The following is a 23,620-nucleotide window of genomic DNA, read 5'->3' on the forward strand; positions in this document are numbered from 1 at the left end:
ATAGCTACTTCTCTATATCAAACTTTTTGATGCCCTGTATAACAAAGTTCCAAATCACTGTTTGATATTTTATTTTATGCTACAATATACATTTAGAACTAGGAGGGATACTATGATTCGGAAAGCAAAAAAGACAGATGCGGTAGAAGTAGCACCTTTATTGTATAACGCTCTGCACGAAATTGCTGAAAAAATCACAGGTAGCACAGTTGAAGCAAAAGTAATACTAGGACTTGAAACATGGTTCGTAAAAGAAAATAATCGATTGAGCTATGAAAACTGTTTAGTGGCTGAACAAGGTGGAAAGGTAGTTGGGGTTATTGTCGTTTATCACGGTAGTGACGCTGAACAACTTGATGCACCAATCCTACACTACTTAAGAGAACTACATGAAGACGAATCCATTACGTTAGAAAAAGAAGCTGAACTTGATGAGTATTATATTGACACGTTGTCAGTTTCAAGTATGTGCAGTGGACGTGGTATTGGCTCTAAATTAATCGATGCAGCTGAACTTCATGCAACTGAAAAAGGGCATGAAAAAATCGCCTTACTTGTTAATTTAGAAAACAAACGCGCTTTTTCACTATATGAAAAACTTGGTTTCAAAGAAGATAAAACCGTTATGCTCGTCGGTGAACCGTATGCCCATCTAATAAAACCATTACGGTCATTGGTTTCTATATCTTAAAAGGACAATTTTTTTTTACTTGTTATGCAGAGAAAGAGGCTGCCAAAGGGACAGCCTCTTTTAAATTAATTTTGTATTTAATACATTTCCATCCATCGCCTCATGAAATGTATACGTTGTACATCCCCATGGCTTCCTATGGAAAATAGGCGAACCAGACCACCCCATTGCCCTCAGTTCAGTCCCAATCATCGCATTAAAATAACTATGACCTACAAGGGCAATATGTCCATGTACGAGCGCATAGCGGTGCAACATATTAGCGGCTTGCCTTGCTCTTTCTCGTACTTCCTTATAAGACTCAACCTCTTTGCTATAACCAACTATCCATCGTGTACGTCCAATAAACATCCATACATTCGGTTTACATTTCAACCATTTTGGAGCATAAAAACTCGTTGGAACTTCAGCTTCCCTAAAAAGAGGATTTTGCACAAAAGATAGGGAATCCAATAACTCAGCCGCTGACTGTACAGCGCGCCTTTGATCACTCGTTACAACCAGTTTCGCTGATTCAATCGCCTCAATTGTTTCAATTGGTATAGGAGTTTCTTTTACTGTAGTCCCTAAATCATATTGCTTCATCCATTCACGAAATGAAATAATTGTCATTGGCTCTATAGTACTGTCCAAACGACCATGACGAATAAAAGAAATTCGCATTCTTTCCACTCCCCATTCATCACTTACGAACTATATTACGTACTTTTTTTATTGCCATCATACCATGCATAAAAAGAAAGTTATATATCCCCACCACTATCATGTGTTATCGAAGTGTGCACACCATCCAGTCCATCAAAATATGTAGTTGTTTCATGATGACGCACTTTCTTCAACTGTATATATGAAAATAAAAATAATAAAATCGCTATAAAGCTCCCCACAATTTCAAACATCATTTTCCAGCCCCTAATTTCCCCCACTTTAGTAGGTCATTGTATCTTTTATTATACTCCCGTATAAAGATGTATGCATTTTCATCATTCCTCTCCTAAACAATATTTTTTACATATTTCCTTACAAAAAGTGAATATTTTTCGAATTTTTACTTTGGAAACATTTACAAAGTAGTAAATATAGTTCAAAATAAGAAGAAATAAAAAAGCCCAAATTATTCTTTTTTTGGGAAAACTGGAACAAGGAGAGTTGCTTATGCAGATCGCAGAAACTGGAGATATCATTGAATTTAAAGGTGGAATGCAAGGCCGTGTTCAAAAGGTAAATCAAAACTCCGTTATTGTTGATATAACAATTATGGAGAATTTTAGAGAACTAGATATGGAACCTCTTACAGTTGTAAGCCATAAAAACTATACTGTCATTAATCAACATGCATAATATAATAGAAAGAAAGGATCTGTATATCATACAGATCCTTTCTTTCTATATTAACGATTATCGATCTTTTCTGGATATAAATCGTGATTCATCATGCGGTAGTCTGCCATTTTCTCATACTTAGTTCCTGGGCGGCCGTAGTTACAGTAAGGATCGATTGAAATACCACCACGTGGTGTAAATTTCCCCCATACCTCAATATAGCGTGGATCCATTAATTTAATTAAATCATTCATAATAACGTTCATGCAATCTTCGTGGAAGTCACCATGATTTCGGAAGCTAAATAAATATAGCTTTAAAGATTTACTCTCTACCATTCTTTGTTCTGGAATGTAGCTAATATAAATTGTTGCAAAATCTGGTTGTCCTGTTTTCGGACATAAACTTGTAAATTCAGGACAATTGAATTTTACAAAGTAATCACGGTTTGGATGGTTATTATCAAATACCTCTAAAATTTCCGGGCTATATTCAAATACATATTTTGTATTTTGATTTCCTAATAATGTTACATCTTTTAAATCTTCATCTAATCTTCCTGCCATTTTAAACATCCCTTCTCATTATACCCCTCGTTTATTTCCCCATACTAACGCATGAAGCTGAGGCAGTACTTTCGCATCATTCATTTCTTTACAATTCACAGCTTTTTCAATAAGCCACTCATATTTTTCTAATAGTTTTTTTATAAGCACCGCATCATCCACTGTTTTCGTATCATCATTCCCTACTTGTAAGAAAAATGGTACATTCGGATAACGCTCGTGCATCTTAACTGCATATTCAAAATCTTGATCATCGAATACTACTACTTTTAAACTAAAATCTTTCCCTGCTAGTTTATGAATAACAGAATCTAACATCTGAAAATCTGTTTTCATAGTTGAACTTGGTGGTTTTGGAGAAATCGTTACCTCATCAATTTGAAGCAACCAATCTTGCCATTTACTCCCTTGCGTTTCTACCGCTGTTCGCATTCCATTCTCCTTTAATATAGAAAGAAGAAATTGCATATTTTTCAGCAAAACAGGATTTCCACCCGAAATCGTAACATGAGAAAAATTTTCTCCACCAATTTCTACAAGCTCATTCCAAATGTCTTCCGGTGTCATTTGTTTAATTTGATCTTTGGCCGATCCATCCCATGTAAAAGCAGAATCACACCAAGCACAGCTATAATCACAGCCCGCTGTACGGATAAACATTGTCTTTTGTCCTACAACCATCCCTTCTCCTTGAATGGTTGGACCAAATATTTCTAAGACGGGGATTTTACTCATCGAGCATCCACTCCCGTCTTACTTCCGCATAACTAGTCGGCGTCTCAAAAAGACGAACAAATTCAACACGAGCTCCCTTATATTCGTTCGCACGATTATCTTTCGTTAATGCTTCTGCCATCTTTTCATAAATCCAAACGACCATATTTTCAGCAGTCGTATTCATTTCTGGCAATGTTTCGTTTAAATAACGATGATCTAAATAAATTTCTATTTCATTTTTCCAAATCTCTTTTATATCTCCAAAGTCAATTGCAAGGCCTATTTCATTTACATATCCGCTAATTCCAAATACGACTTTATATGTGTGTCCATGTAAATTTTTACATTTCCCTTCATAGCAGTGTAAATGGTGCGCTGCGTCAAATGTAAATTCCTTGCTGACCATTACTCTTTTATTATGATATTTGAGTTGTTCACGCTGAATATCCTTGTCCATTTTTTGCAAATTTTCTACGATGCGAAATCCAAAAAAGTTATCCATTAGTTGCTCGCTCCTTCGCGTTCTTGTAGATACGTATCTAATCCCGCTTTACGAAGTTGACATGCTGGACATTCACCGCAACCATCACCAATGATTCCGTTATAACATGTTAATGTTTTTTCTCTAACAAACTCAAATGCTCCAAGTTCATCAGATAATTTCCATGTCTCTGCTTTATCAATCCACATAAGTGGTGTATGAATAACAAACGGATAATCCATAGATAAATTTAATGTAACGTTTAATGATTTCACAAACACGTCACGACAATCTGGATAACCACTGAAATCAGTTTCACATACACCCGTTACAATATGACGTGCTCCAACTTGTTTTGCTAATACAGCCGCAAATGATAAAAATAGTAAATTTCGTCCATCTACAAATGTTGATGGCAATTCACCTTCTTCATGTGTAATCTCCATATCCGTTCTCGTTAACGCATTTGGAGCAAGTTGATTTAATAGGCTCATATCTAGTATCGTATGTTTAATTCCTAGCTCTTTCGCAATTTCCGCTGCACAATCAATTTCTAATTTATGACGTTGATTGTAGTTAAATGTTACAGCTTCCACTTCTTCAAACTGCTGTATCGCCCAAAATAAACATGTTGTACTATCTTGTCCACCACTAAAAACAACAACTGCTTTTTCTTTTTTCATTTCACTCATTCTCCTTCTCTACTACGAATAAGAAGAAAGAACGTTCTTGAACTGTCACAATAAAAAAACAAAACAATACCTAATGATATTGTTGTTTCCATAGTTTTTTATAGAGGGAGTTCGCGAACCTCTCCCATGCAGTGCACGGAATTTCTTCTTTCATTGACAAAGATTATTGTAACATATTGTATACTACCAGAAAAAATTTCTGATTTTTTCCGCTATTTCGCATTTCATTTATTTCATTTTATAGTATGATTAATTTAATGTTAAAAGAGAGGAGGCATCCCACTGGAACTCTTTATTATTTACCTCTTTTTAAATATATTATCTATTCTCGTTACAATGCTCGTATATCATTTATTTTGGAATCAGAAAGGGAAACGATCTCCTAAATTAAATTCAGCCATATTTATTGTATTGTGTTGCCTCGCTACCATACTATGTATCACTTTCGCAGCAAAAACAAATAATGGTTTTCAGTTCGACATGCGACATATCGTATTAATTGTCGGCACGTTAACGGGAGGGCCTATTGCTGGTGGTTCTATTTTAGCTGTATTAAACATTTATCGCTTTTTATTGGGAGGAATAGGTGCGTTTCCATCCTTTATCGCTTCTATTCTCCTATTTATTGTTCTACTATTAACATACAAATTTTTTAATCGAAGTTCTAATCATATAAAAATAACACTTGCTATTTTTTACAGTCTTACTTATGGATTTGGTTGGATACCATTTTTCCTTGCAAGTGTTACAAATGAGGCAGATTATATACCACATATCATTGTGTACGAACTATGTACGATGATTGGTACGATCCTTATTTTATATTTACTACACATATTACAAATGCAAGTTCGTCTCCAAAATGAACTTATGAACGCTGAGAAATTTCATTTAATCGGCGAAATGGCAGCTTCTATCTCTCATGAAATTCGTAATCCTTTAACTGCAACGAAAGGTTTTTTACAACTTTTACAGTCAGATGCATGTTCTGAGAAAGAACGAAAATTATATATCGACATAGCCATTAATGGTATCGAACAAGCAAATCACGTTCTTACAGACTACTTAACTTTTGCAAAACCGAGTATTGAAAAAGAACAAAAATTACAAGTAGAGGAAGAATTACTTCATGCGTTGTCTTTGATCACACCTCTCGCCAATTTAGCAAATGTTCGTATAAATTATATAAAACAAAGTACATCTTTCTTTATCGCTGGCGAAAAGCAAAAACTGAACCAATGTTTATTAAATATTTTTAAAAATTGTATTGAGGCTATGCCTACAGGTGGCGACCTTATTCTTACATTAGTTCCAGACCATAAACATATACAATTATATATAAAAGATACAGGAGTTGGTATGGATCAAGAACAAATAAAACGCCTTGGATCACCTTTCTACTCAACGAAAGAAAAAGGTACCGGACTCGGAATGATGGTCGTCTTCAGCGTCATTCAAGCAATGGATGGAAAGATTGATATTATGAGCGAAAAAGGTACAGGTACAACTTTCTTATTAACTTTCCCACTCATACAAAAAACGTGATGAACTTCATCACGTTTTTTCTGTTCCTTCAACTAATTCTGCAAAAGCTTTCACTTTCCCATGCGGCTTTTGATTTTCTTTCCGAGCTTTCCAGGCGCGCTCTTCTTCTCTCTTTTTCTTTGACATGCTTTTCAACTCCTTCTTTTCTTTTCTCCATGTAGTATTCCAAAATGAGAAAGAAAACTATGCATGAGTAAAAAAGAAAAGAAGCGGTTCCCCACTTCTTTCATTTTAACGCTGTAAAATTGCATGTTTCGCTTCTTTTAGCTGTGTAAGATGTCTTTGTTCGTGTAAATCTAGAAATTGAACCCATTGATATAAATTCAAATCATTAAAAATAGGATGTTTTAATCCATTTTCAAATAATTCTTTTTCATCTATTACACTATGAAGGGCATGTAATAATTCTTGTCGTGAATGTTCTAGTAATTGAATTCCTTGCAGTTTTTTCATTAATGTTTCTGTTGGTTTCATTTGTTGAGGAGCTTCCCTTTTATGTGTGCGATCAAGCGTAAGTTGGAGGTCTTTAAATGGAGCAAGTTTTCTTTCTTTTTTTTGCAAAGCATATACAAGGGCAGATGTGACAGACTGTTCAACTAAATGCAAATGATGCAAAATTTGAATAATACTCCATTTATCACGGCGTGGCTTTACATTCACCTCCGTATCATTTAACATTTCAATTTCTGATAACAGTGTGCTTCGTGTAGACTGTAATGAGTGGACTAAAGTTTCTAAACTAACATCCATATTAGATTGAAGCATAGTGCTTTCCCCCCTTTTGTTGGTGAAAAGGGGCGCTCCCCATTAGAAACACCCCTAAAATAATTCTGAATTTTCTTTTATTATCTCATCATTTTTCTATTATGTCGATGTTAAACATAGGAAAAAAGTGCATGTTTTTTACAATTTTGTGTCGTCAACAGCACGTAACCACGCTTCAATTTCTGTAATTACACTTTTTACACACCCTTCAGCGAATGGTGATGTTAAATTTGCAACTTCTACTAATTCTAAGAATGATTTACTTCCACCTTGTTGACAAAGATTCACATAATCTTCCCAAGCCTCTTGTCTATTATCTCTTGCACGTTTCCAAAATTGCAGTGCACAAATTTGAGCTAACGTGTAGTCAATATAATAGAAAGGTGAGCTATAAATATGACCTTGACGTTGCCAGAAACCACCACGCTCTAAATAATCATTATCTTCATAATCACGATGTGGTAAATACTTCTTCTCTATGTTACGCCATGCTGACTTACGTTCTGCTGGCGATGCTTCTGGATTTTCATATACATAATGTTGATATTCATCTACAGATACACCGTACGGTAAAAATAGAAGTGCTGAACTTAAGTGTGAGAAATAATATTTATCCGCATCTTCTTCAAAGAATAACTTCATCCATGGCCATGTAAAGAATTCCATACTCATTGAATGGATTTCACATGCTTCATATGTTGGCCAATTATATTCTGGAATTTCATACTTACGACTTTCATATACTTGGAAAGCATGACCAGCTTCATGTGTTAATACATCAATGTCCCCAGACGTTCCATTAAAGTTTGAGAAGATGAATGGCGCTTTATAATTCTCGATATATGTACAATATCCACCACCAGCTTTTCCTTTTTTCGCAACTAAATCTAATAAATCATTATCGAGCATGAAATTAAAAAACTCATCTGTTTCAGCTGATAATTCTTTATACATCGTTTTCCCGTGATTAATAATCCAATCGGCATCGCCTTTTGGAGTTGGATTACCTGTAGCAAACTCAAAGTTTTCATCATAATAAGCGAGCTTTTCTACACCAATGCGTGCTTTTTGTCTATTTCTTAACTCGGTTGCAACTGGAACGATATAATCTAATACTTGCTGACGATAGTTCGCTACCATTTCAGCATTATAATCTGTACGATACATTCTTGCATATCCTAATTCAACAAAGTTTTTAAAACCAAGTGTTTTTGCGATTTTCGTTCTCACTTTAACAAGCTCATCATAAATACGATCTAACTCTTCCTCGTTCTCAGCTAAAAATCCGTAGTATGCTTCACTTGCTGCTTTGCGTTCACTTCTTTCTTTTCCTTGCATAAACGGAATAAGTTGCGATAACGTTCTTTCTTCTCCTGCAAAGTCAATCTTTGCAGATGCTAATAACTGTGTATATTGCGAAGACAATTTATTCTCTAATTGTAAATCTTTCACTACTTCATCTGAATATGTTTTTAAATCACATTCAGCTAGAGCAAATAATTGCTTTCCATAATACGCTTCTAATTCTTCGCGGAATGGAGAATGAATTAACGCATTATAATACTTTGTACCATACCCTTGTACAACTGGAGAGAATTCATCAAAGAAATCCTGCTCATCCTTATAAAAGGCATCTGTCGTATCAACAGAATGACGAATGTAACAAAGGTTCCCCATTGTACCAAAGTCATTACGAATTTCGTTAATTGAATTGATAACTTGTTTTTGTTCTTCTACAGTTTTTGCGTTATCAAACTTCTCTAAAGCAACAGTAAATTTCCCTTTTAACTCTTCAATATTTGGCCGTTTATATTCATAGTCTTTAAATGACATGAACGAGCCCCCTCTCCATTATATGCATCATTATTATAATTCAATTCTTACTTACAAATCTCCTCTTATTCTTCAGCAAAATGCGGTAGATGATGTCATAAATACATGCACACAAAAAAGCCTTGGATTTCTTTATCCAAAGCTCCTTTGGAACATATCATCATTTTTCATACTTTCCAATTTTTTTCAATAGCTCGAGTAATTCATCCTTCTCATCCTTCGTTAACATTTCAAAAGACTGATATATAACTTGCTCATGACCTGGAAAAATAGAAGCAATAAAGCTCTCTCCAGACTCCGTTAATTGTGCATAAATAACACGCCTATCATTTGGACATGGAATTCGTTTTACAAGCCCTTTTTTCTCTAGCTTATCTACAACGTATGTAATGCTGCCACTAGCTATTAAAATACGCTCACCGATTTGCTGAAGTGGTTGGCCTCCTTTATGATATAGTAATTCTAATACAGCAAACTCAGTTGGATTTAATCCGTTACTTTGTATGGATTTATTTGTAGTATCCATAACAGAACGATGTACACGGGATAATGCAATAAATACTTTTAAAGATTGAGAAATGTCTTCTCGCTCATTATTTGATGTCATACCATTTCAACCCTTCACTTAAATTCTCCGCAACAAAAAGAAAAGCAACGTAGCACTTCATTACAACTTCCGAATGAATATTCACTCATTCCTTTTCCTTTCCCTAATGTAATGCAAATGATTCTTGAATAAAAACATGACAATTTTAACATAGTTTATATATAATGATAATAAAAAAAGAAGGAGTACCAAATTTGAAAGTCAAATTACAAAGCATAGTTTTTTACATACTGCTTGTTATACTGCCAACGATAGGGATTGGTGCCACATTTTTTTCATATCACACTTATCAAATGAAACAGGCAAACAAACTATCTGCTCACACTGTTCTCTTTTTATATAGAGACTATTTAGACCATCACCTTGGTGAAGCTATATCTGCCTTAGAAATGCTCGCAAAAGTCGTAGGGACCGAAACTGGAAACATCAATGGGATTAAACAGATTGTACATGATACCGATGGAAATGATGAACGTTTTTCCGGTCTATATTACGCTACGACAGATGGGATGATTACACTCGCATCCCAAGGCGATTCGCCGCCTATTGACGTTTCTGACCGCCAATACATCCAAGATGCGTTGCAATCTAAGAAAACAACTGTATCATCAGTTATTACAGATCGCGTTCTTGGACATCAAGCTATTATGATTGCGTCTCCAATATTTAATAGACAAAAGGAACTCTCAGGCTTATTATTAGCAAGTTTACGCTTTGACTACATTTCAGCCTCTTTAAATGCTATTAAACCACAATATCATTTCGAAGTGACTGATAAACATGATGTAGTTTTTCTAACCGATGATAATAACGAAACAAGCGATGGGCATTCTAACATGCTTACTACCCCACTCCAAAGATTAAATTGGAAAGTCTCTGTTTCTCCGTTACCTATTCATCAACAAACTTTATACCAGTTAGTTTCAATAGAGTGTATAGCTACTTTATTTTTAATGTCTATTTTATTTTTACTTGCTCAATATATGTTATTAAAACGTCAAACAAAACTAGAAAGACAACAAAATGAACTACAAAAAATTGAATTGGTTGGAACTTTTGCAGCTAGTACAGCTCATGAAATCCGTAACCCTCTTACTGGAATTAAAGGACTCGTTGCTCTGTTAAAAGAGAAATATAAAGATGAACAGGATCAGTTCTACTTTTCCGTAATCGAGCAAGAAATAGAGCGGATTAATGAAATTGTAAGCGAATTTCTTATTCTTGGAAAACCAACTGCCATCATTGAACAAACATATGATGTAAGAACGATTCTTAATGAGGTAGCATTAATTATCCAATCTGAATCGAATCTACATAACATTGTATTTCATTTACATTTGCCAGACCACCCTGTTCATATACGTTGCTCAAAAGACCATATGAAACAAGTGGTTTTAAACATTACAAAAAATGCAATTGAAGCCATGGCTTCTGGTGATACATTAACCATTGTAGTAACAAACAACGAAAAACACGCACACTTGCAAATTATTGATACTGGAAAAGGGATTCCTAAACATATTCAAAAACACCTCTTTCATCCGTTCTTTACTAATAAAGATACTGGAACAGGTCTTGGGCTTGTTATATGTAAACGAATTGTAGAGATGTACAATGGGCATATATTTATTGATAGTAAAGAAAACAAAGGAACGACAGTTCATATAGAGATTCCATTACACATGGTATAATTATCCTTATCCTAAAAGGGTAATTATACTTATTTCATAAAACCAGCTACAAACATTCTCCAAAAATTGTTTGATTTCCCTTCATACTCAATTTGAAAAATAGGAACCTTTATAATTGAAAACCATTTCGGTGTTTGTTTTTCTTTGTAACGCTGATACTGTACGATAAGCTTGTCCAATTCTTGACTAACTTGAATTGTCTCCATACTATTTAACCCACTTGTTAATCCTAAATGAATCATTTCTTCACGTTTCATATGAATATCATGCGAAAGCTTTTCTAATGTGTACTTCCTTTTTACAGTAAACATCCATATCCCCCTTATTTTTCTTCCATACTCTCAACGCCTCATCTACTTTAGCCCTTTAAACACTTAATTCTATTTAAAATTGAAGAATCAGAAAATTTAACATTTTTCCCCTGTAATTTACAAATCTTTACCCTCACTTTGAGAATTATTACAAATTATTCTATCTTTGTAAATACATTCGCAATAATAGACATTTTTTTCATCTTCTTTTTTGTAAATACTCAGTAAACAGTGGATTCTCTATTTTCAATTTACTTTTCTTCGACATTTTTTGTTTAATTTATGTAAAAACGCAAAACATAATGATGATTGATAAAGTGAACTTTAATCAGTGGGGGTTTTGTCCATCCCCCACTAATTATTAGCCTTCACCAATCGGGCGTTTACGGGCAGTGGATTTTCCACCTAACTTCTTTACTCCAGCCAAATTTTGAGGTGGGAGTCTTACTGCCCGCAAATAGCGGGATAAAATAGAAAGGAAATATTTATATGCGCAAATATACTATTACAGTTCTCATCTTCACCCTGTTCATACCATTCTTCCTCTTTCCTATTCAAGCAAACGCTCATACGAATAAAGTTGCTATTGTCATCGATGATTTCGGCAATAATATGAAAGGCACAGATAAGATGTTATCACTTCCTATTCCACTCACTGTTGCTGTTATGCCATTTCTTCCTTCTACTAAACAAGATGCAATAGCTGCCCATAAAAAAGGGCATGAAGTTATTATACATATGCCAATGGAACCAATTAGAGGAAAAAAAGAGTGGCTTGGACCAAAAGCGATTACAACAGATTTAAGCGATGAAGAAATAAACAACCGACTCGAACAAGCAATTCAAGAAATACCTCATGCAATAGGAATGAACAATCATATGGGATCAAAAGTAACCGCTGATGAAAGGATTGTACGTCTTATACTTTCTGCCTGTAAAAAGCACGGTTTATTTTATTTAGATAGTAAAACAAACCCTAATAGTGTTGTCCCAAAAATCGGTAAAGAATTAGGCGTTCCTATTATTGAAAACCAATTATTTTTTGATGATGTATATACGGTAAGTCACATTTCAAAACAAGCACAATTACTCATAAAAAAAATCCAAGACAAACCCATTATGGTAGCTATCGGACACGTTGGGGCTCCAGGTGAAATTACATCACGTATTATCGAAACTTCTATTCCTAAAATTCGTGAGCATGCAGACTTTATTTTTTTATCTGATTTAGCATTATCTCCACCTTCTGTTTCAAAATAAAATTCATTTCTCGTACTAAAAAAGATACCTATCTACACATAGCAGATAGGTACCTTTCCTTTTCAACTTAAATATAATCTACATGACTCACCCTAAATCCCTTTTTCTCTATCTTTTCAATTAATTGCTTTAATTTTTTTTCATTTAACTCATCCGATATATTTACGATAACACGGCGAATATATTGATCACCGTTATCAAGCGTAAACAGTCCACCGATATTATATGCTTTTAATAATGTCCCAAGCTCTTTAATTGTTCCCTTACAATCTTGTGTTGCAATTGTTAATATATAACCACCCGTCCGCATACCGAACGAATCCTCAATAACATCAAATACATTAGAATGTGTTAAAATGCCGACAAATTCATTATACTCATTTAAAACCGCTAAAAACGGGAGACGACGGATAACGTAAAAAGCTCTAAAAAAAGAATCCTTTTCAAAAATAAACGAATTTGGATTTTCCAGTACATCTTCTGTACTTACATCCTCTAATCTGCTATTACACTTCTTTTCTAAAAGATCTACTTTATAAATAATCCCCGTGAATTCCTTCTCATTTTCTGCTAATACAGGAATTGCGCGAAATCCCGTTTCATTCATAATTTGTAGCGCCTTTTCACCAGAATCATTCGTTTTGCAAAATGTCACCTGCTGTTTTGGCAGAAAATGATATTTAACTCGCAAAATATGTTCCTCCTTACATGTCAACATGTAATCTATATATAATAAGGAGACCTATATTTTATGAGTAAAATCTCTTTTTAAAACGCTTTCATTTTTAAGGGATGGTAATCTCTGTGAATACATCTTTATATAACAGAACTTTTTGCCCCTTTTATCATTAAAAGCTTTACGTGATAGTTCATTAAATACTCTATACCTTCCAACCATTTTTTCGCTTCTTCTGGAGTTTTCCCCCACACGATCATTCCGTAATTATGAACAAGGACTACTCCTCCACCTTCAATAAAATTCGGAACATTATTTTCTAATAAATTAGCGAATTTCTTTTCATCTTCTACAATTGGAATTGTCATTTCTGTAATACCGTCTTTTCCAAAAACACGTTCCACACTACGTTTTTCGAATGTTACTTCTCCTTCTTTCCCATATAGCTCTGACATTAAATGACTATCTACAGTCTGGACTTGTAAAATGCATTCTGCACTACTTTTTTTATAAATATCCGCATGCATAAATGACTCTATAGCTGGTTTTTCTTCGTTTTCAAATACTGGCTCACACATGCAATTTACGACAATAAAATCTTCTTCAGAAAATACCCCTTTATCTCTTCCCTCTACATTCACTAAAAATGTTAATGGCTCTTTTGACGTACACATCGATAAACTAATTTTCGTACCATAAAACCAATCGCGAAGTGCCAATTCTGCTTTCACATCTTTTAATTCGTTCCATTTTTTCAGAAAAAATAACATTTCGTCACCCCCGGCGTAATATTAATATACTATTCAAATCCTTTCTATATAAAAGGAATGTTTTTTGATTATTCTAAAAATTTAATTGAATTATCACACGAGAATGCCTTTTTGTCAATATGGTTTCAGCACCTATCGGAAAAATAGGCCTATCACATGTAAACACTCCTGTCTATTTAGCATTTGATTTTGTACATATAAAAAATACGTTATTCTTCTTATTAAAGAATAACGTATTTTTCTCATTTATTATTTTTTTATTGCCCTATACAGAAATTGCGCATATTGCTCACGTGTTACGAAATCATCCCCTAAAAAGTTCCCATTCCCGTCACCTTTTGATATATTATTATCCACTAATGCTTTCACATATCCTTCTGCCCAATGACCTGTTGGTACGTCTGTAAAGTTCTCCAAATTATTTTCATTTTCATTTAACTGAAATACTTTTTGTAATACTACTGACATCTCGTACCTAGTTAATACTCCTTCTGGACGAAACTTACCTGTACCATCTCCTTGCATAATTCCTGCTTGTGCAACTGTAGCAATATCTTGCTCAAACATATGCCCTTTCGTATCAGTAAACATCTCTTTCTGCTCTACTTTATTTTCTAATTTCAAGTACCTTTGTACTAAAGACGCAACTTGTCCACGAGTAATACTATCCCCAAATCCAAATTGTCCATTTCCATATCCCTTGAAAATATTTTCTTTCGCTAAATAATGAATTGCTTCTTCTGACCAATGTCCTTTTGGTACATCTTTAAATTCTACTACCTCTACTTTCTCATCTTCTTTAGAAGTATTGTCTTCTTTAGAATTGTTGTCCCCTTTACTTTCTACTACATTTTGAATTACAGATCCTGTAAAGAAGATTCCTGTATCCGCAAATGGATCTTTCACTCCAAATTCATATACTTTCTCACCTGGTGTACTCCATTTCACTACACCATTACTATACGTACCACCATCACTCTTCAGACGGATTTTTGTAGATACCTCGCCGTCTTTTTCGTATATAGGTACTTTTACTTCTTTATTTACTTCTGTATCCTCTAAAAAGACTTTTTGGTTTTGGACATTAATATAAGCTTTCTTACTTAGTTCTATTACTGGTCTAACATCGCGGATTTCATTTGCAACAAAACTTAAATATACTAACTTATTCAACTTACTAACTGGCGATAAGTCTGAAATATAATTTGCTTCTAAATCAAGTTTTTGTAAGTTTACTAGATTTGATAATGGAGTAATATCCTTTAACTCATTATTAGGTAAATCTAATTCTGTAAGCTGAGTCATTTTAGCAAGTGGTGTCACATCTTCAATTTGATTTTTACCGATAAATAATTTATTTAATTGATTCATTTGATCAATACCCGATAAATCTTTAACCTTATTACGCGTTAATACTAAGTCCTTTAAAGGTAATGAATATAACGGTTTAATATCTTCAATTTGATTACCTGCTAAAGTTAAGTATGTTACATTTTTCAATGCGCTTAATGGAGCAACATCCGTAATTTTATTATTTGCTAAATTCAAGTAATCTAGTTGTTCCATTTTCGCTAATGCTGTTACATCTTCTATTTGGTTGCCTGATAGATATAAACTTTTTACATTTTTCATTTCAATTAGTGGTGCAACGTTTGTAATTTTATTATTACTCAAATCAATAGATTCTAAATTTTCCATCTTAACAAGTGGTGTTACATCTGAAAATTCATTACCACGCAAAGCTAAATGATTTAATTGCTTTAAATTCGCAAAGAACGACGGATCTGTTATCTTCGCATTCGCAACTGTTAAAGATTTTAAATTTGGCATATATTTTAATGCACTATAATCCAGAATCTCATTCGTGTTTAAAAACAAGTCCTTTACTTGTAATAACTCTTCTTTCGTAATTGGTGTATTTAAATCTTTTCTATTAAATACTTTTTTATTAACAAGTTCTCTTAATTTGTTATCTATTATCATATTTTGATTATCAACTGGATTATCTGTTTCCGTATTGCCTGAATTAGAGTTATCATCTGGTTTCTCTGTTTCTTTTTCACCTACAGTTGGATCTTTAATTTCAAATTGAACTTGATATTTGTGATCATATCCAATAGCCGGAATAAATATATGCATTTGCATATTGTGCTTCTGCTCAAATTCGCCAATTTCAAATTGGACTACTTTCGTTCCATTTTTTCTTTTATCTTCTGACAGAACTTTCACATCATGAAATACACCAGGTTGATTTCTATCTTCTATTCTAAGATATTGAAAATAATCGCTATCTTGTATTGTTACAGTAACGATTTTTTTCCCATCTTCAATTGCTACTTTAGGATTTTTTATGTACTGAGAAACCATAGATGGCTCATCTTTTTGATCCTTATATATTTTAATCTCAGTATCATACGTGCGATCACTGGCTGCTGCTACCGACTGGTTTGCTTCAATTTTTATTGCTGCTAACGCTGGAGTAGAATACGCAGCAAATGGAATAGCTAATGTTGTTGCTACTACTAGAGCTTTAATATAACTTTTTTTCAAAATAATATCCCCTTATCTTATATATATTCCAATTGATAATTACCATCAATTGCTAACATAATAAATGATAATGAATATCATTATCATTGTCAACGAGAATATTACATTAAGTTTATATTTCCATAGATAAAAAAATAAAAAACCCTTTACTCAAAGGGCTTTTTTGCCTATCGTATGAAGGATTTCACTTTTTTCTTTTTCATTAATAATACCAATTTTTTGCAAAATGTTTGCATACAATACAAGTTTATTATATATCCGTTCCGACATACTTTCCCTTCTTTCCTTCGACCAACTTTTTTTGTATTGGTAAATTATATGAACGAGATGAGAAAATGTGTCCACTTTTTGCATAAATACAAAGCTTTTATTTTTTTACTTGCTGATAGTAAAACTCCCACCTAAAAATTAGGTGGGAGTTTTAACGTATTCAATTCATTTAGCAAACTGTCCATTGAATATTATGCTTTTTGACTTCTTCTTCAAAACTATAGGGCATTTTCTTATCACAAATAATATGTTGAATACGAGAAAATCCTGCTATTCGGTAGTTCCCTTTTACGCCTACCTTTGTATGATCGCATAAAATATACGTTTTCTCAGCTAATTTCATCATCGCTTCTGACAGTTTCGCCTTTTCTAATTCAAAGCTAGAAACCCCAAAACCTTGCAACAACCCATCAATCGAAACGAATGCTTTATGAAAATGAAATTGATGAATTACTTGCTGTGAAATAGACCCCGACACACGTGAATGTTTTGGAGATACTTTCCCGCCTATAAATAAAACTTCACCGTGAAACATCTTTTTATTAATAGAAGAAATTAATTGTGTTGCTACTGGAAATGAACTTGTTACAATCGTTAAATTTTTACGATGAACAAGATATGGCACCATTTGAAGTGGTGTACTTCCATCATCAATCGCAATAACATCTCCATCTTCCACAAACGTTGCTGCTTTATACCCAATTCTTTTCTTCTCTTCTATATGCAGCATCTCTCGTTCTAACATCGGTGCCTCTATCCCAGCTCCCGGAAGTTGAACGGCTCCACCGTACACTTTCTTCAATTTTTTTTCACGATCTAATTCTTCTAAATACCGACGAATCGTCTCTGTTGATACTGCGAACTCTCTCGCTAATTCTGAAACTTTTACTTTTCCTTTAAACTCTACCTTCTCAAGAATTGTCCTCTTTCTCTCTTCACCTACTACAGACATAGCCTCACCCCATTTATATCTACCTCATAAACTGTCTTACTTATACAAAGTTATAATTTTCTTTGTAAGTAGAAATCTCTTCATGAATATAAATACCGCGCTTTTCTAGTTCGTCAAAAATAATTTGTGGATTTTCGAAAGCTTCTTCAGGAGTAATAACACCGACTTTATTAACTACTCCTTTTGCAATTAACTCTGTAGCGATTCCAAATGGGATACCAACATTTCTTGTATAGGCCCTTAATTTCTCCCAACCTACTACAGAACCGTCAGATAGCGGATGCGTATGGTATAACACATGCCTTTGTTTTTGATTATTTTTCATACCTACTACTTCTACATGAAGTGCATAACCATAAAGCTCTGTTGCTTGTCCTTCTTTCGATTTTAATAGATACTTCGAAATACAATCCATAATACCAATTTCTTTACCGTTTATTTCAATTTGATCATTACGCAATATACCATAATCATATAAAGCACGAACGAGCTGCATATTTTGCTCTGGCCAAGTTCCTCTTGTTTCAATAAGCTGTACACCTTTATCTTCCAGTGCCTTCGCTAACGTAATCGTTTCTGAATGCGGGATTATATACTGCATTGTTTTTCCGTAAGGCGCTGGTAATTCAATTTCTCTCGGGCGCGCAAACGGAGGTACTTGCTTAAATTCATCTTCCTCATACACTGTACGCGTCGGCAAATGTGGATCATATTCATATGTCGTTGTCTCTGTAATTGATGCAGAAAAAGCAATTGGACGATACGAGCCATGACTTACTCGAACTGACTCTACAGTATCTAACTGATTTGCTGCATACATGGCCATCATTTGCGTTACACCTGGTGTCATACCAAATCCAGGTAAACATGTTGTTCCATGTTGGACAAATTTAGAGTGGGATTCATTTTCTTCACCAAATCCATTTAAGTTCACACCGTGACAACCGGCATCTGCGATACAGCGAGTAGACAATCCATTTAACTTTATCGTCGTACCATCCATTACAATGTTATAGCCCTTCATTTTTGCGACCGTATCCTCATGATTTGTCACATCGACTTTCACAAAATCAACACGAGGATCATTTAACCACTCTACTACTTTTCGGCCTTCCTCTTCATTAAAATCGGCTACCGTAATCGTCTCAAAAGATGAAAATTGAACTAAATCTAAAATTGCTTCACGACAAATTTTACCTGCTCCACCTAAGCAAAATACTTTCACCCTATAACAACCCCTTTAGCAATACTATCAACTAAGCGATTAATATCGTCTTCATGTACATCACCGATATTTCCAATGCGGAACGTATCTACTTTCGAAATTTTACCTGGATAAATAACAAATCCATATCGCTTTAATTCATTATATAGCTGCAAAAATTCAAATCCTGCTTCTGGATAAATGAAAGATGTAATAATAGGAGATTGATATTTTTCATCTACTAATGGCTTAAAGCCTATTTCTTTCATTTTGTGCACTAGCAGTTTTTGATTGCTATAATATCGATTGTAACGGGCTCTTACCCCGCCTTCTTCTTCTAATTCAAGCAATGCCTGATAAAAAGCATGTACAACATGTGTAGGTGAAGTAAAGCGCCATTTCCCATTTTGCTCTTCCATCGTTTCCCACTGATCATATAAATCTAATGATAAAGAACGAGCTTGCCCTTTACATTTCAATAGTTCATCACGATTTGCGATGACAAAACCGAATCCGGGAACACCTTGAATACATTTATTCGCACTACTAATTAGAAAGTCAATTTGCAACTCAGCGATATCTATTTCAATACCACCGAAACTACTCATTGCGTCAACCAGTGTAACTTTTCCATATTGTTTTCCCAATTTACATACGTCTACAATTGGATTAATAATACCTGTAGTTGTTTCAAAATGAACAACTACAATATGCGTAATCTCTTTATCTTGTTGTAATAACTGTTCTACTTCTGCAATATTAGTAGGCTCCCACTCTTCTGTTTGACTGACCACCACATCTATATGTAACATCTCTGCCATTTGTACAATACGCTTACCATACGCACCATTTGTACAAACTAGCAGCTTTCCTTTTCTAGGAATAACAGAACCAATTACTGCTTCAACCGAAAACGTACCGCTTCCTTGCATTAAAACTGTTGTGTACTTTTCTTCTTCCTTTGTCGCTAACGATACAAGCCTATTTCTTACATCTTGCACCATCGTGTTATATTCAACATCCCACGTACACCAATCGTATAACATAACTTCTTTTACAGTTTTTGTTGTCGTTAATGGTCCTGGTGTTAATAATAAATAGTGATTTTCATTCATGATCGTGTGCCCCCCTTTATGAAATAATAAGTTCTTGTTTCTCGATATGTTCAATTACGTTTTCGAGCTCCTGCATCGTTTCAATTGTAAAATGAGCCCCATTTTCAATGAAACGATTACGAACTACTTCTATTTTTTCACGAAGCTCTAACGGATCCATATTCTCAACTTCCTCTTCCGTTAAACCGAGCTCACTACTACCGAGGATTACACCAACTGTCCACATTCCAGCATTTCTTCCCTCTTTCATATCTGACACGGTGTCTCCAATTTTTATCATATGATTCATTGGGTATACACAGAGTTCCATCGCATTTTTATAACACATCCACGGATATGGACGACCTGCTGGAACATCATTTGGCGTCACAAGAAAATCAGGTTTATACCCTTGTATTTCTGCTTCTTTTGCAACAATGTCCATCATTTCTCTCGTATAACCAGTTGTTGATCCAATTTTAATACCTCTTTCACGTAGTGAAGAAACCACTTCTTTTACCCCATCAATTGGCGTGGCATAGTACGGTAAAATAGCAAAGAGAATTTCTTCAAACTCTTCATACATCTCATGAATATCTTCTTCTGTTGGTAATTGTCCGAAGACATGCTTCCACTCATTCGAAATACGGGGCATTTCCGTTAATACCCTAATATGATCAATCTTCAATAACCCCATTGGTTTGCGAGCTTCTTCTGCTGTAATTTCAACACCGCGTTTATGAAAAATCTTCATGAATACTTCTAATGGTGCAAAACATCCGTAATCAACTGTCGTACCTGCCCAATCAAAAATAACTGCTTCAATTTTCATTCTATCCATCACCTTTCTTACTTATCTTTTTTGCCATTGTGACGTTCGGTTACGAAGTGCTTTCGTTCCCCATTCATATACAACCCTCACTACAATATTTGTAACAACAATAAGTACACTCATTGCAGCTGCTGGTGCTACATTTCCTGCATCGTCCATATTTACAATTGATACAGCAGCTAGTTTAAAATCAGCCGCATATAAGAACACTACTGCCGATACAGTCACCATTGAATTTACGAAATAGTACATAACCATTTCTAAAATAGCTGGTAAACACATCGGTATTGTTACTCGAAAGAAAGTTTTATAAAACGGTACGCTCATCGACTGTGAAACAAGTTCAAACTCTCGGTCTAGTTTCTTTAAAGCAGTCGTTGCGGTAACAAACGTTACAGAGTAAAAATGAATGATATTTACTAATACTAAAACAGCAATTGTGCCATATAAGGAATGAAACGGATTTGTTACTGAAAGTCCTAGAATTTGAATTGTTGGTTGACTAAAGAAAAAGACATATCCTAATCCAAGTACTAATCCAGGAATCGCTAACGGTACAATAGAGAAAAAGTAGCCTACTTTTCTGAAAAACTGTAGCTGTTCTATTTTTTCAATCGCATAAGCGAACACAAATGTTAAAATCGCCCCGATAACTGCCGTAATAGCTGAGACAATTACACTATTTTTAAATGCTTCAATTCCGTCTCCTGTCAAACTTGAAAAATTAAAATGCTCAAGTGTAAAACTCATATTATATGGCCATACTTTCACACTTGCAGCAATACCAACTGCCACAAATAAAAGAATGATCATAAACGTGACTATGCTACAATATACGAATGAAATAACATCTCTTTTCTTATTATTTATTATTCTGTAAGGTACTGCTTTTGAAGATAAGAGATTCGCCTGTTTTCTTTGCGTAATACGATCAACTGCAAATGCGAAAATAGCTGGGATCAATAAAATCATTCCGACAGTTGCGCCCATGGACATATTTTGCTGTCCAATTACTTGCTTATATACGTCAGTAGCAAGTACGTTATATTGTCCTCCAACAATTTTAGGTGCCCCAAAATCAGTGAAACTAAGTGTAAATACAACGAACATCGCACTAATTAATCCGTATTTCACACTAGGTAAAGTAACCGTAAAAAACTGTTTCACTTTACTTGCACCCAACATATTAGAAGCTTCATATAAACGATAATCAGAACCTTGGAGAGCAATTAATAAAATAAGGAATGCTTGCGGAAATGTATACATAACTTCAGCCATTACAATTCCTACTGGTCCGTATAACGGTATTTGTATTCCTTCAAATAAACCAAACATTCCTTTTGTTATTAACCCTTGATTACCAAATAAATATGTAAGCGCAATACCGTGCATCATCGTTGGTGCGAATAATGGTAATAATGCTATGTATTGAAATACGCGCTTTCCAAAAACATTTGTACGAGCGATCGCATATGCGTAAGCGAAAGCGAGTGTAACCGAAATAATTGTTGTAGCGCCCGAAATCCATATCGTATTTTGTAGTGATTGAACTAGCGTTGGTGTTGTGAAATATTTACTGAAATTCGCAACACCAACAAAAGCTCCATCTTTATCATAAAAGGCTTGTGTAAACAGTTGTAATAAAGGCAATACAAGCATGATAAAAAACGCGAGAAGCATACCAATAATTAATAGTCTTTGTATCCACTCTTCTTTACCGATACGTCTCTTAATCTTTTTTTTTGTACTTTCTGCCTTAAAGTTTTCTAACATCTCCATCTATACAATGACCTTCTTTCCATATGACAACATATGATTTTCTGAGAAAGAGATTTGAATTGGCTTTCCTTTTCTAATAGCAGTTTCCTCTACTTCTGATGCCAATATATCCACTACAATTTTCTCATTATAAAGGTGTGTTTTCTCTTCTATGACCCGCACTTCCGTCCGGTATACAGAACCGCGAAATTCCATGCTTTCTACAACTGTTTTAATACCATTATTTTGTACAACTGTTACATGTTCAGGACGAATCGCATGTTCTTCGTTATTTTTCGAAAAGAAATTAATAGAACCAATAAAATCTGCCACAAACGGATTGGCTGGTCTTTGATAAATCTCCTCTGGTGTTCCAATCTGCATAATTTCCGCATGATTCATTACAACAATTTTATCAGCCATCGTTAATGCCTCTTCTTGATCATGCGTTACCATAATAGTTGTTACTCCCACTTTTTCTTGCAAATCACGCATTTCTCTGCGCAACTTTTCACGCACTTTTGCATCTAAAGCAGATAACGGCTCATCAAGTAACAAAATATCGGGAGACAGAGCGAGCGCACGTGCAAGTGCTACTCGCTGCTGTTGTCCACCAGACATTTGAGCAGGATATTTATCTTTTACATTCAGCAAATCAACAAGTTCTAACGCCAATAGCGCTTTTTCTTTTACTTCTGCTTTTCCATATTTTTTTGTTTTTAAGCCATATTCAATGTTTTCAAGTGCAGTTAAATTCGGAAATAATGCATACGATTGAAAAACCATTCCGAAGTTCCTCTTTCCAGGTGGTAATGCTGTAATATCTTTTCCATTCACAGCAATACTACCTGTTGTTGCCTCTTCTAGCCCCGCTAAAATTCGGAGCAATGTCGTTTTCCCACAACCACTTGGGCCTAATAAACAAACAAACTCATTTTTTTTCACAGTAAAAGAAATATCCTTTAACGCTGTAAATGCATCAAACTGTTTTTGGATGTGTTGAATTGATAAATATTCGCTCATTTTTCTCTC

25 protein-coding genes and 1 riboswitch are annotated in these 23,620 nt (G+C 34.5%); of the genes, 5 read left to right on the top strand and 20 right to left on the bottom strand.

The genetic code is table 11. The features are described from left to right. The first annotated feature begins 112 nt into the window (after window positions 1-112). Window positions 113-691, top strand: coding sequence for an N-acetyltransferase (locus MKX66_RS12925; RefSeq protein WP_341086322.1), 579 nt, complete (start codon window positions 113-115; stop codon window positions 689-691). Between the two features lie 60 nt (window positions 692-751). Here MKX66_RS12925 and MKX66_RS12930 read toward each other — a convergent pair whose 3' ends face one another. Both MKX66_RS12930 and MKX66_RS12935 read right to left on the bottom strand, forming a co-directional pair. Next, window positions 752-1,354 (bottom strand): histidine phosphatase family protein, encoded by a 603-nt coding sequence (locus tag MKX66_RS12930; protein WP_002188882.1) that lies wholly within the window; start codon window positions 1,352-1,354, stop codon window positions 752-754. 80 nt (window positions 1,355-1,434) lie between these two features. After that, complete coding sequence (locus MKX66_RS12935) at window positions 1,435-1,590, bottom strand: hypothetical protein (RefSeq protein ID WP_162531637.1); 156 nt, start codon at window positions 1,588-1,590, stop codon at window positions 1,435-1,437. 256 nt (window positions 1,591-1,846) lie between these two features. Between MKX66_RS12935 and MKX66_RS12940 the strand changes: the two genes are divergently transcribed. Continuing rightward, complete coding sequence (locus MKX66_RS12940) at window positions 1,847-2,032, top strand: YkvS family protein (RefSeq protein ID WP_002064385.1); 186 nt, start codon at window positions 1,847-1,849, stop codon at window positions 2,030-2,032. 50 nt (window positions 2,033-2,082) lie between these two features. Here the strand turns inward: MKX66_RS12940 and queF are convergent, their stop codons facing one another. From queF to queC, 4 genes are read right to left on the bottom strand one after another with little or no spacing between them, the layout of a single operon-like run. Further along, complete coding sequence (gene queF / locus MKX66_RS12945; RefSeq protein WP_002140938.1) at window positions 2,083-2,580, bottom strand: preQ(1) synthase; 498 nt, start codon at window positions 2,578-2,580, stop codon at window positions 2,083-2,085. An 18-nt stretch (window positions 2,581-2,598) separates the two neighbouring features. Beyond that, a complete protein-coding gene (gene queE, locus MKX66_RS12950; protein WP_002086811.1) occupies window positions 2,599-3,315 on the bottom strand; it encodes a 7-carboxy-7-deazaguanine synthase QueE in 717 nt (238 codons plus the stop codon). Continuing rightward, on the bottom strand, window positions 3,308-3,799 hold the full coding sequence (gene queD, locus MKX66_RS12955) for a 6-carboxytetrahydropterin synthase QueD (protein ID WP_002011526.1): 492 nt from the start codon (window positions 3,797-3,799) through the stop codon (window positions 3,308-3,310). The genes queE and queD overlap by 8 nt, the downstream gene beginning before the upstream one ends. Further along, window positions 3,799-4,461 carry a 7-cyano-7-deazaguanine synthase QueC gene (gene queC, locus MKX66_RS12960; RefSeq protein ID WP_002086813.1) on the bottom strand — a complete coding sequence of 221 codons (663 nt, stop codon included), beginning with the start codon at window positions 4,459-4,461 and terminating at the stop codon, window positions 3,799-3,801. The genes queD and queC overlap by 1 nt, the downstream gene beginning before the upstream one ends. A gap of 93 nt (window positions 4,462-4,554) precedes the next feature. Next, window positions 4,555-4,598: riboswitch (PreQ1 riboswitch) on the bottom strand. A 208-nt stretch (window positions 4,599-4,806) separates the two neighbouring features. Between queC and MKX66_RS12965 the strand changes: the two genes are divergently transcribed. Then, window positions 4,807-6,015 (top strand): ATP-binding protein, encoded by a 1,209-nt coding sequence (locus tag MKX66_RS12965; RefSeq protein ID WP_002140936.1) that lies wholly within the window; start codon window positions 4,807-4,809, stop codon window positions 6,013-6,015. Window positions 6,016-6,024: 9 nt separating this feature from the next. Here MKX66_RS12965 and MKX66_RS12970 read toward each other — a convergent pair whose 3' ends face one another. The 4 genes from MKX66_RS12970 to MKX66_RS12985 form a co-directional block, all read right to left on the bottom strand. Next, complete coding sequence (locus MKX66_RS12970; protein WP_000038354.1) at window positions 6,025-6,141, bottom strand: DUF6254 family protein; 117 nt, start codon at window positions 6,139-6,141, stop codon at window positions 6,025-6,027. Window positions 6,142-6,246: 105 nt separating this feature from the next. Next, window positions 6,247-6,780, bottom strand: a complete 534-nt coding sequence (locus tag MKX66_RS12975; protein WP_002030551.1) for a DinB family protein — start codon at window positions 6,778-6,780, stop codon at window positions 6,247-6,249. Window positions 6,781-6,918: 138 nt separating this feature from the next. Next, entirely contained in the window at window positions 6,919-8,613 is a 1,695-nt protein-coding gene (locus MKX66_RS12980) for a M3 family oligoendopeptidase (protein WP_002011536.1), read from the bottom strand. Between the two features lie 160 nt (window positions 8,614-8,773). Then, window positions 8,774-9,220 (bottom strand): MarR family winged helix-turn-helix transcriptional regulator, encoded by a 447-nt coding sequence (locus tag MKX66_RS12985; RefSeq protein WP_002011538.1) that lies wholly within the window; start codon window positions 9,218-9,220, stop codon window positions 8,774-8,776. 194 nt (window positions 9,221-9,414) lie between these two features. On the opposite strand from MKX66_RS12985, the gene MKX66_RS12990 reads away from it, so the two are divergent. Continuing rightward, entirely contained in the window at window positions 9,415-10,911 is a 1,497-nt protein-coding gene (locus MKX66_RS12990) for a DUF3149 domain-containing protein (protein WP_341086326.1), read from the top strand. Between the two features lie 29 nt (window positions 10,912-10,940). On the opposite strand, the gene MKX66_RS12995 is transcribed toward MKX66_RS12990, so the two are convergent. After that, window positions 10,941-11,222, bottom strand: a complete 282-nt coding sequence (locus MKX66_RS12995; protein ID WP_002030543.1) for an aspartyl-phosphate phosphatase Spo0E family protein — start codon at window positions 11,220-11,222, stop codon at window positions 10,941-10,943. A 489-nt stretch (window positions 11,223-11,711) separates the two neighbouring features. Between MKX66_RS12995 and MKX66_RS13000 the strand changes: the two genes are divergently transcribed. Further along, window positions 11,712-12,482: a divergent polysaccharide deacetylase family protein gene (locus MKX66_RS13000; protein WP_002011545.1), complete on the top strand. Its 771-nt coding sequence runs from the start codon at window positions 11,712-11,714 to the stop codon at window positions 12,480-12,482. Window positions 12,483-12,549: 67 nt separating this feature from the next. Here MKX66_RS13000 and cbpA read toward each other — a convergent pair whose 3' ends face one another. From cbpA to MKX66_RS13045, 9 genes are all read right to left on the bottom strand, one after another. Further along, on the bottom strand, window positions 12,550-13,173 hold the full coding sequence (gene cbpA / locus MKX66_RS13005; protein WP_002140932.1) for a cyclic di-AMP binding protein CbpA: 624 nt from the start codon (window positions 13,171-13,173) through the stop codon (window positions 12,550-12,552). Between the two features lie 125 nt (window positions 13,174-13,298). Then, complete coding sequence (locus MKX66_RS13010; protein WP_002011549.1) at window positions 13,299-13,928, bottom strand: class II aldolase/adducin family protein; 630 nt, start codon at window positions 13,926-13,928, stop codon at window positions 13,299-13,301. A 249-nt stretch (window positions 13,929-14,177) separates the two neighbouring features. Beyond that, window positions 14,178-16,478, bottom strand: coding sequence for an NEAT domain-containing leucine-rich repeat protein (locus MKX66_RS13015; RefSeq protein WP_341086328.1), 2,301 nt, complete (start codon window positions 16,476-16,478; stop codon window positions 14,178-14,180). A gap of 439 nt (window positions 16,479-16,917) precedes the next feature. After that, window positions 16,918-17,700, bottom strand: coding sequence for a DeoR/GlpR family DNA-binding transcription regulator (locus MKX66_RS13020; protein ID WP_002030497.1), 783 nt, complete (start codon window positions 17,698-17,700; stop codon window positions 16,918-16,920). Window positions 17,701-17,740: 40 nt separating this feature from the next. Further along, the gene (locus MKX66_RS13025; protein ID WP_215588853.1) at window positions 17,741-18,925 is read right to left on the bottom strand and encodes a saccharopine dehydrogenase family protein; all 1,185 of its coding nucleotides are present in this window, start codon (window positions 18,923-18,925) and stop codon (window positions 17,741-17,743) included. Then, window positions 18,922-20,019: a 2-aminoethylphosphonate--pyruvate transaminase gene (phnW, locus tag MKX66_RS13030; RefSeq protein WP_341086330.1), complete on the bottom strand. Its 1,098-nt coding sequence runs from the start codon at window positions 20,017-20,019 to the stop codon at window positions 18,922-18,924. The genes MKX66_RS13025 and phnW overlap by 4 nt, the downstream gene beginning before the upstream one ends. A gap of 16 nt (window positions 20,020-20,035) precedes the next feature. Further along, entirely contained in the window at window positions 20,036-20,830 is a 795-nt protein-coding gene (gene phnX / locus MKX66_RS13035) for a phosphonoacetaldehyde hydrolase (RefSeq protein WP_002140928.1), read from the bottom strand. Between the two features lie 21 nt (window positions 20,831-20,851). Beyond that, on the bottom strand, window positions 20,852-22,609 hold the full coding sequence (locus tag MKX66_RS13040) for a putative 2-aminoethylphosphonate ABC transporter permease subunit (RefSeq protein ID WP_341086333.1): 1,758 nt from the start codon (window positions 22,607-22,609) through the stop codon (window positions 20,852-20,854). Beyond that, complete coding sequence (locus MKX66_RS13045; protein ID WP_212935314.1) at window positions 22,610-23,611, bottom strand: putative 2-aminoethylphosphonate ABC transporter ATP-binding protein; 1,002 nt, start codon at window positions 23,609-23,611, stop codon at window positions 22,610-22,612. Window positions 23,612-23,620: the final 9 nt, after the last annotated feature.

Source organism: Bacillus sp. FSL R9-9530 (genome assembly GCF_038008145.1).
GTDB lineage: Bacteria > Bacillota > Bacilli > Bacillales > Bacillaceae_G > Bacillus_A > Bacillus_A mycoides.

What these genes read in the sequence shown, in the direction of transcription:
- MKX66_RS12925 (WP_341086322.1), top strand. Translation starts at nt 113, where the DNA reads ATGATTCGGAAAGCAAAAAAGACAGATGCGGTAGAAGTAGCACCTTTA.
- MKX66_RS12995 (WP_002030543.1), bottom strand. Translation starts at nt 11,222, where the DNA reads ATGTTTACTGTAAAAAGGAAGTACACATTAGAAAAGCTTTCGCATGAT.
- MKX66_RS12985 (WP_002011538.1), bottom strand. Translation starts at nt 9,220, where the DNA reads ATGACATCAAATAATGAGCGAGAAGACATTTCTCAATCTTTAAAAGTA.
- MKX66_RS13010 (WP_002011549.1), bottom strand. Translation starts at nt 13,928, where the DNA reads ATGTTATTTTTTCTGAAAAAATGGAACGAATTAAAAGATGTGAAAGCA.
- phnX (WP_002140928.1), bottom strand. Translation starts at nt 20,830, where the DNA reads ATGAAAATTGAAGCAGTTATTTTTGATTGGGCAGGTACGACAGTTGAT.
- queF (WP_002140938.1), bottom strand. Translation starts at nt 2,580, where the DNA reads ATGGCAGGAAGATTAGATGAAGATTTAAAAGATGTAACATTATTAGGA.
- MKX66_RS13045 (WP_212935314.1), bottom strand. Translation starts at nt 23,611, where the DNA reads ATGAGCGAATATTTATCAATTCAACACATCCAAAAACAGTTTGATGCA.
- MKX66_RS12975 (WP_002030551.1), bottom strand. Translation starts at nt 6,780, where the DNA reads ATGCTTCAATCTAATATGGATGTTAGTTTAGAAACTTTAGTCCACTCA.
- MKX66_RS12940 (WP_002064385.1), top strand. Translation starts at nt 1,847, where the DNA reads ATGCAGATCGCAGAAACTGGAGATATCATTGAATTTAAAGGTGGAATG.
- MKX66_RS12935 (WP_162531637.1), bottom strand. Translation starts at nt 1,590, where the DNA reads ATGTTTGAAATTGTGGGGAGCTTTATAGCGATTTTATTATTTTTATTT.
- MKX66_RS13020 (WP_002030497.1), bottom strand. Translation starts at nt 17,700, where the DNA reads ATGTCTGTAGTAGGTGAAGAGAGAAAGAGGACAATTCTTGAGAAGGTA.
- MKX66_RS13000 (WP_002011545.1), top strand. Translation starts at nt 11,712, where the DNA reads ATGCGCAAATATACTATTACAGTTCTCATCTTCACCCTGTTCATACCA.
- MKX66_RS12980 (WP_002011536.1), bottom strand. Translation starts at nt 8,613, where the DNA reads ATGTCATTTAAAGACTATGAATATAAACGGCCAAATATTGAAGAGTTA.
- phnW (WP_341086330.1), bottom strand. Translation starts at nt 20,019, where the DNA reads ATGAATGAAAATCACTATTTATTATTAACACCAGGACCATTAACGACA.
- queD (WP_002011526.1), bottom strand. Translation starts at nt 3,799, where the DNA reads ATGGATAACTTTTTTGGATTTCGCATCGTAGAAAATTTGCAAAAAATG.
- MKX66_RS13040 (WP_341086333.1), bottom strand. Translation starts at nt 22,609, where the DNA reads ATGGAGATGTTAGAAAACTTTAAGGCAGAAAGTACAAAAAAAAAGATT.
- MKX66_RS12970 (WP_000038354.1), bottom strand. Translation starts at nt 6,141, where the DNA reads ATGTCAAAGAAAAAGAGAGAAGAAGAGCGCGCCTGGAAAGCTCGGAAA.
- queC (WP_002086813.1), bottom strand. Translation starts at nt 4,461, where the DNA reads ATGAAAAAAGAAAAAGCAGTTGTTGTTTTTAGTGGTGGACAAGATAGT.
- MKX66_RS12965 (WP_002140936.1), top strand. Translation starts at nt 4,807, where the DNA reads ATGCTCGTATATCATTTATTTTGGAATCAGAAAGGGAAACGATCTCCT.
- MKX66_RS12930 (WP_002188882.1), bottom strand. Translation starts at nt 1,354, where the DNA reads ATGCGAATTTCTTTTATTCGTCATGGTCGTTTGGACAGTACTATAGAG.
- queE (WP_002086811.1), bottom strand. Translation starts at nt 3,315, where the DNA reads ATGAGTAAAATCCCCGTCTTAGAAATATTTGGTCCAACCATTCAAGGA.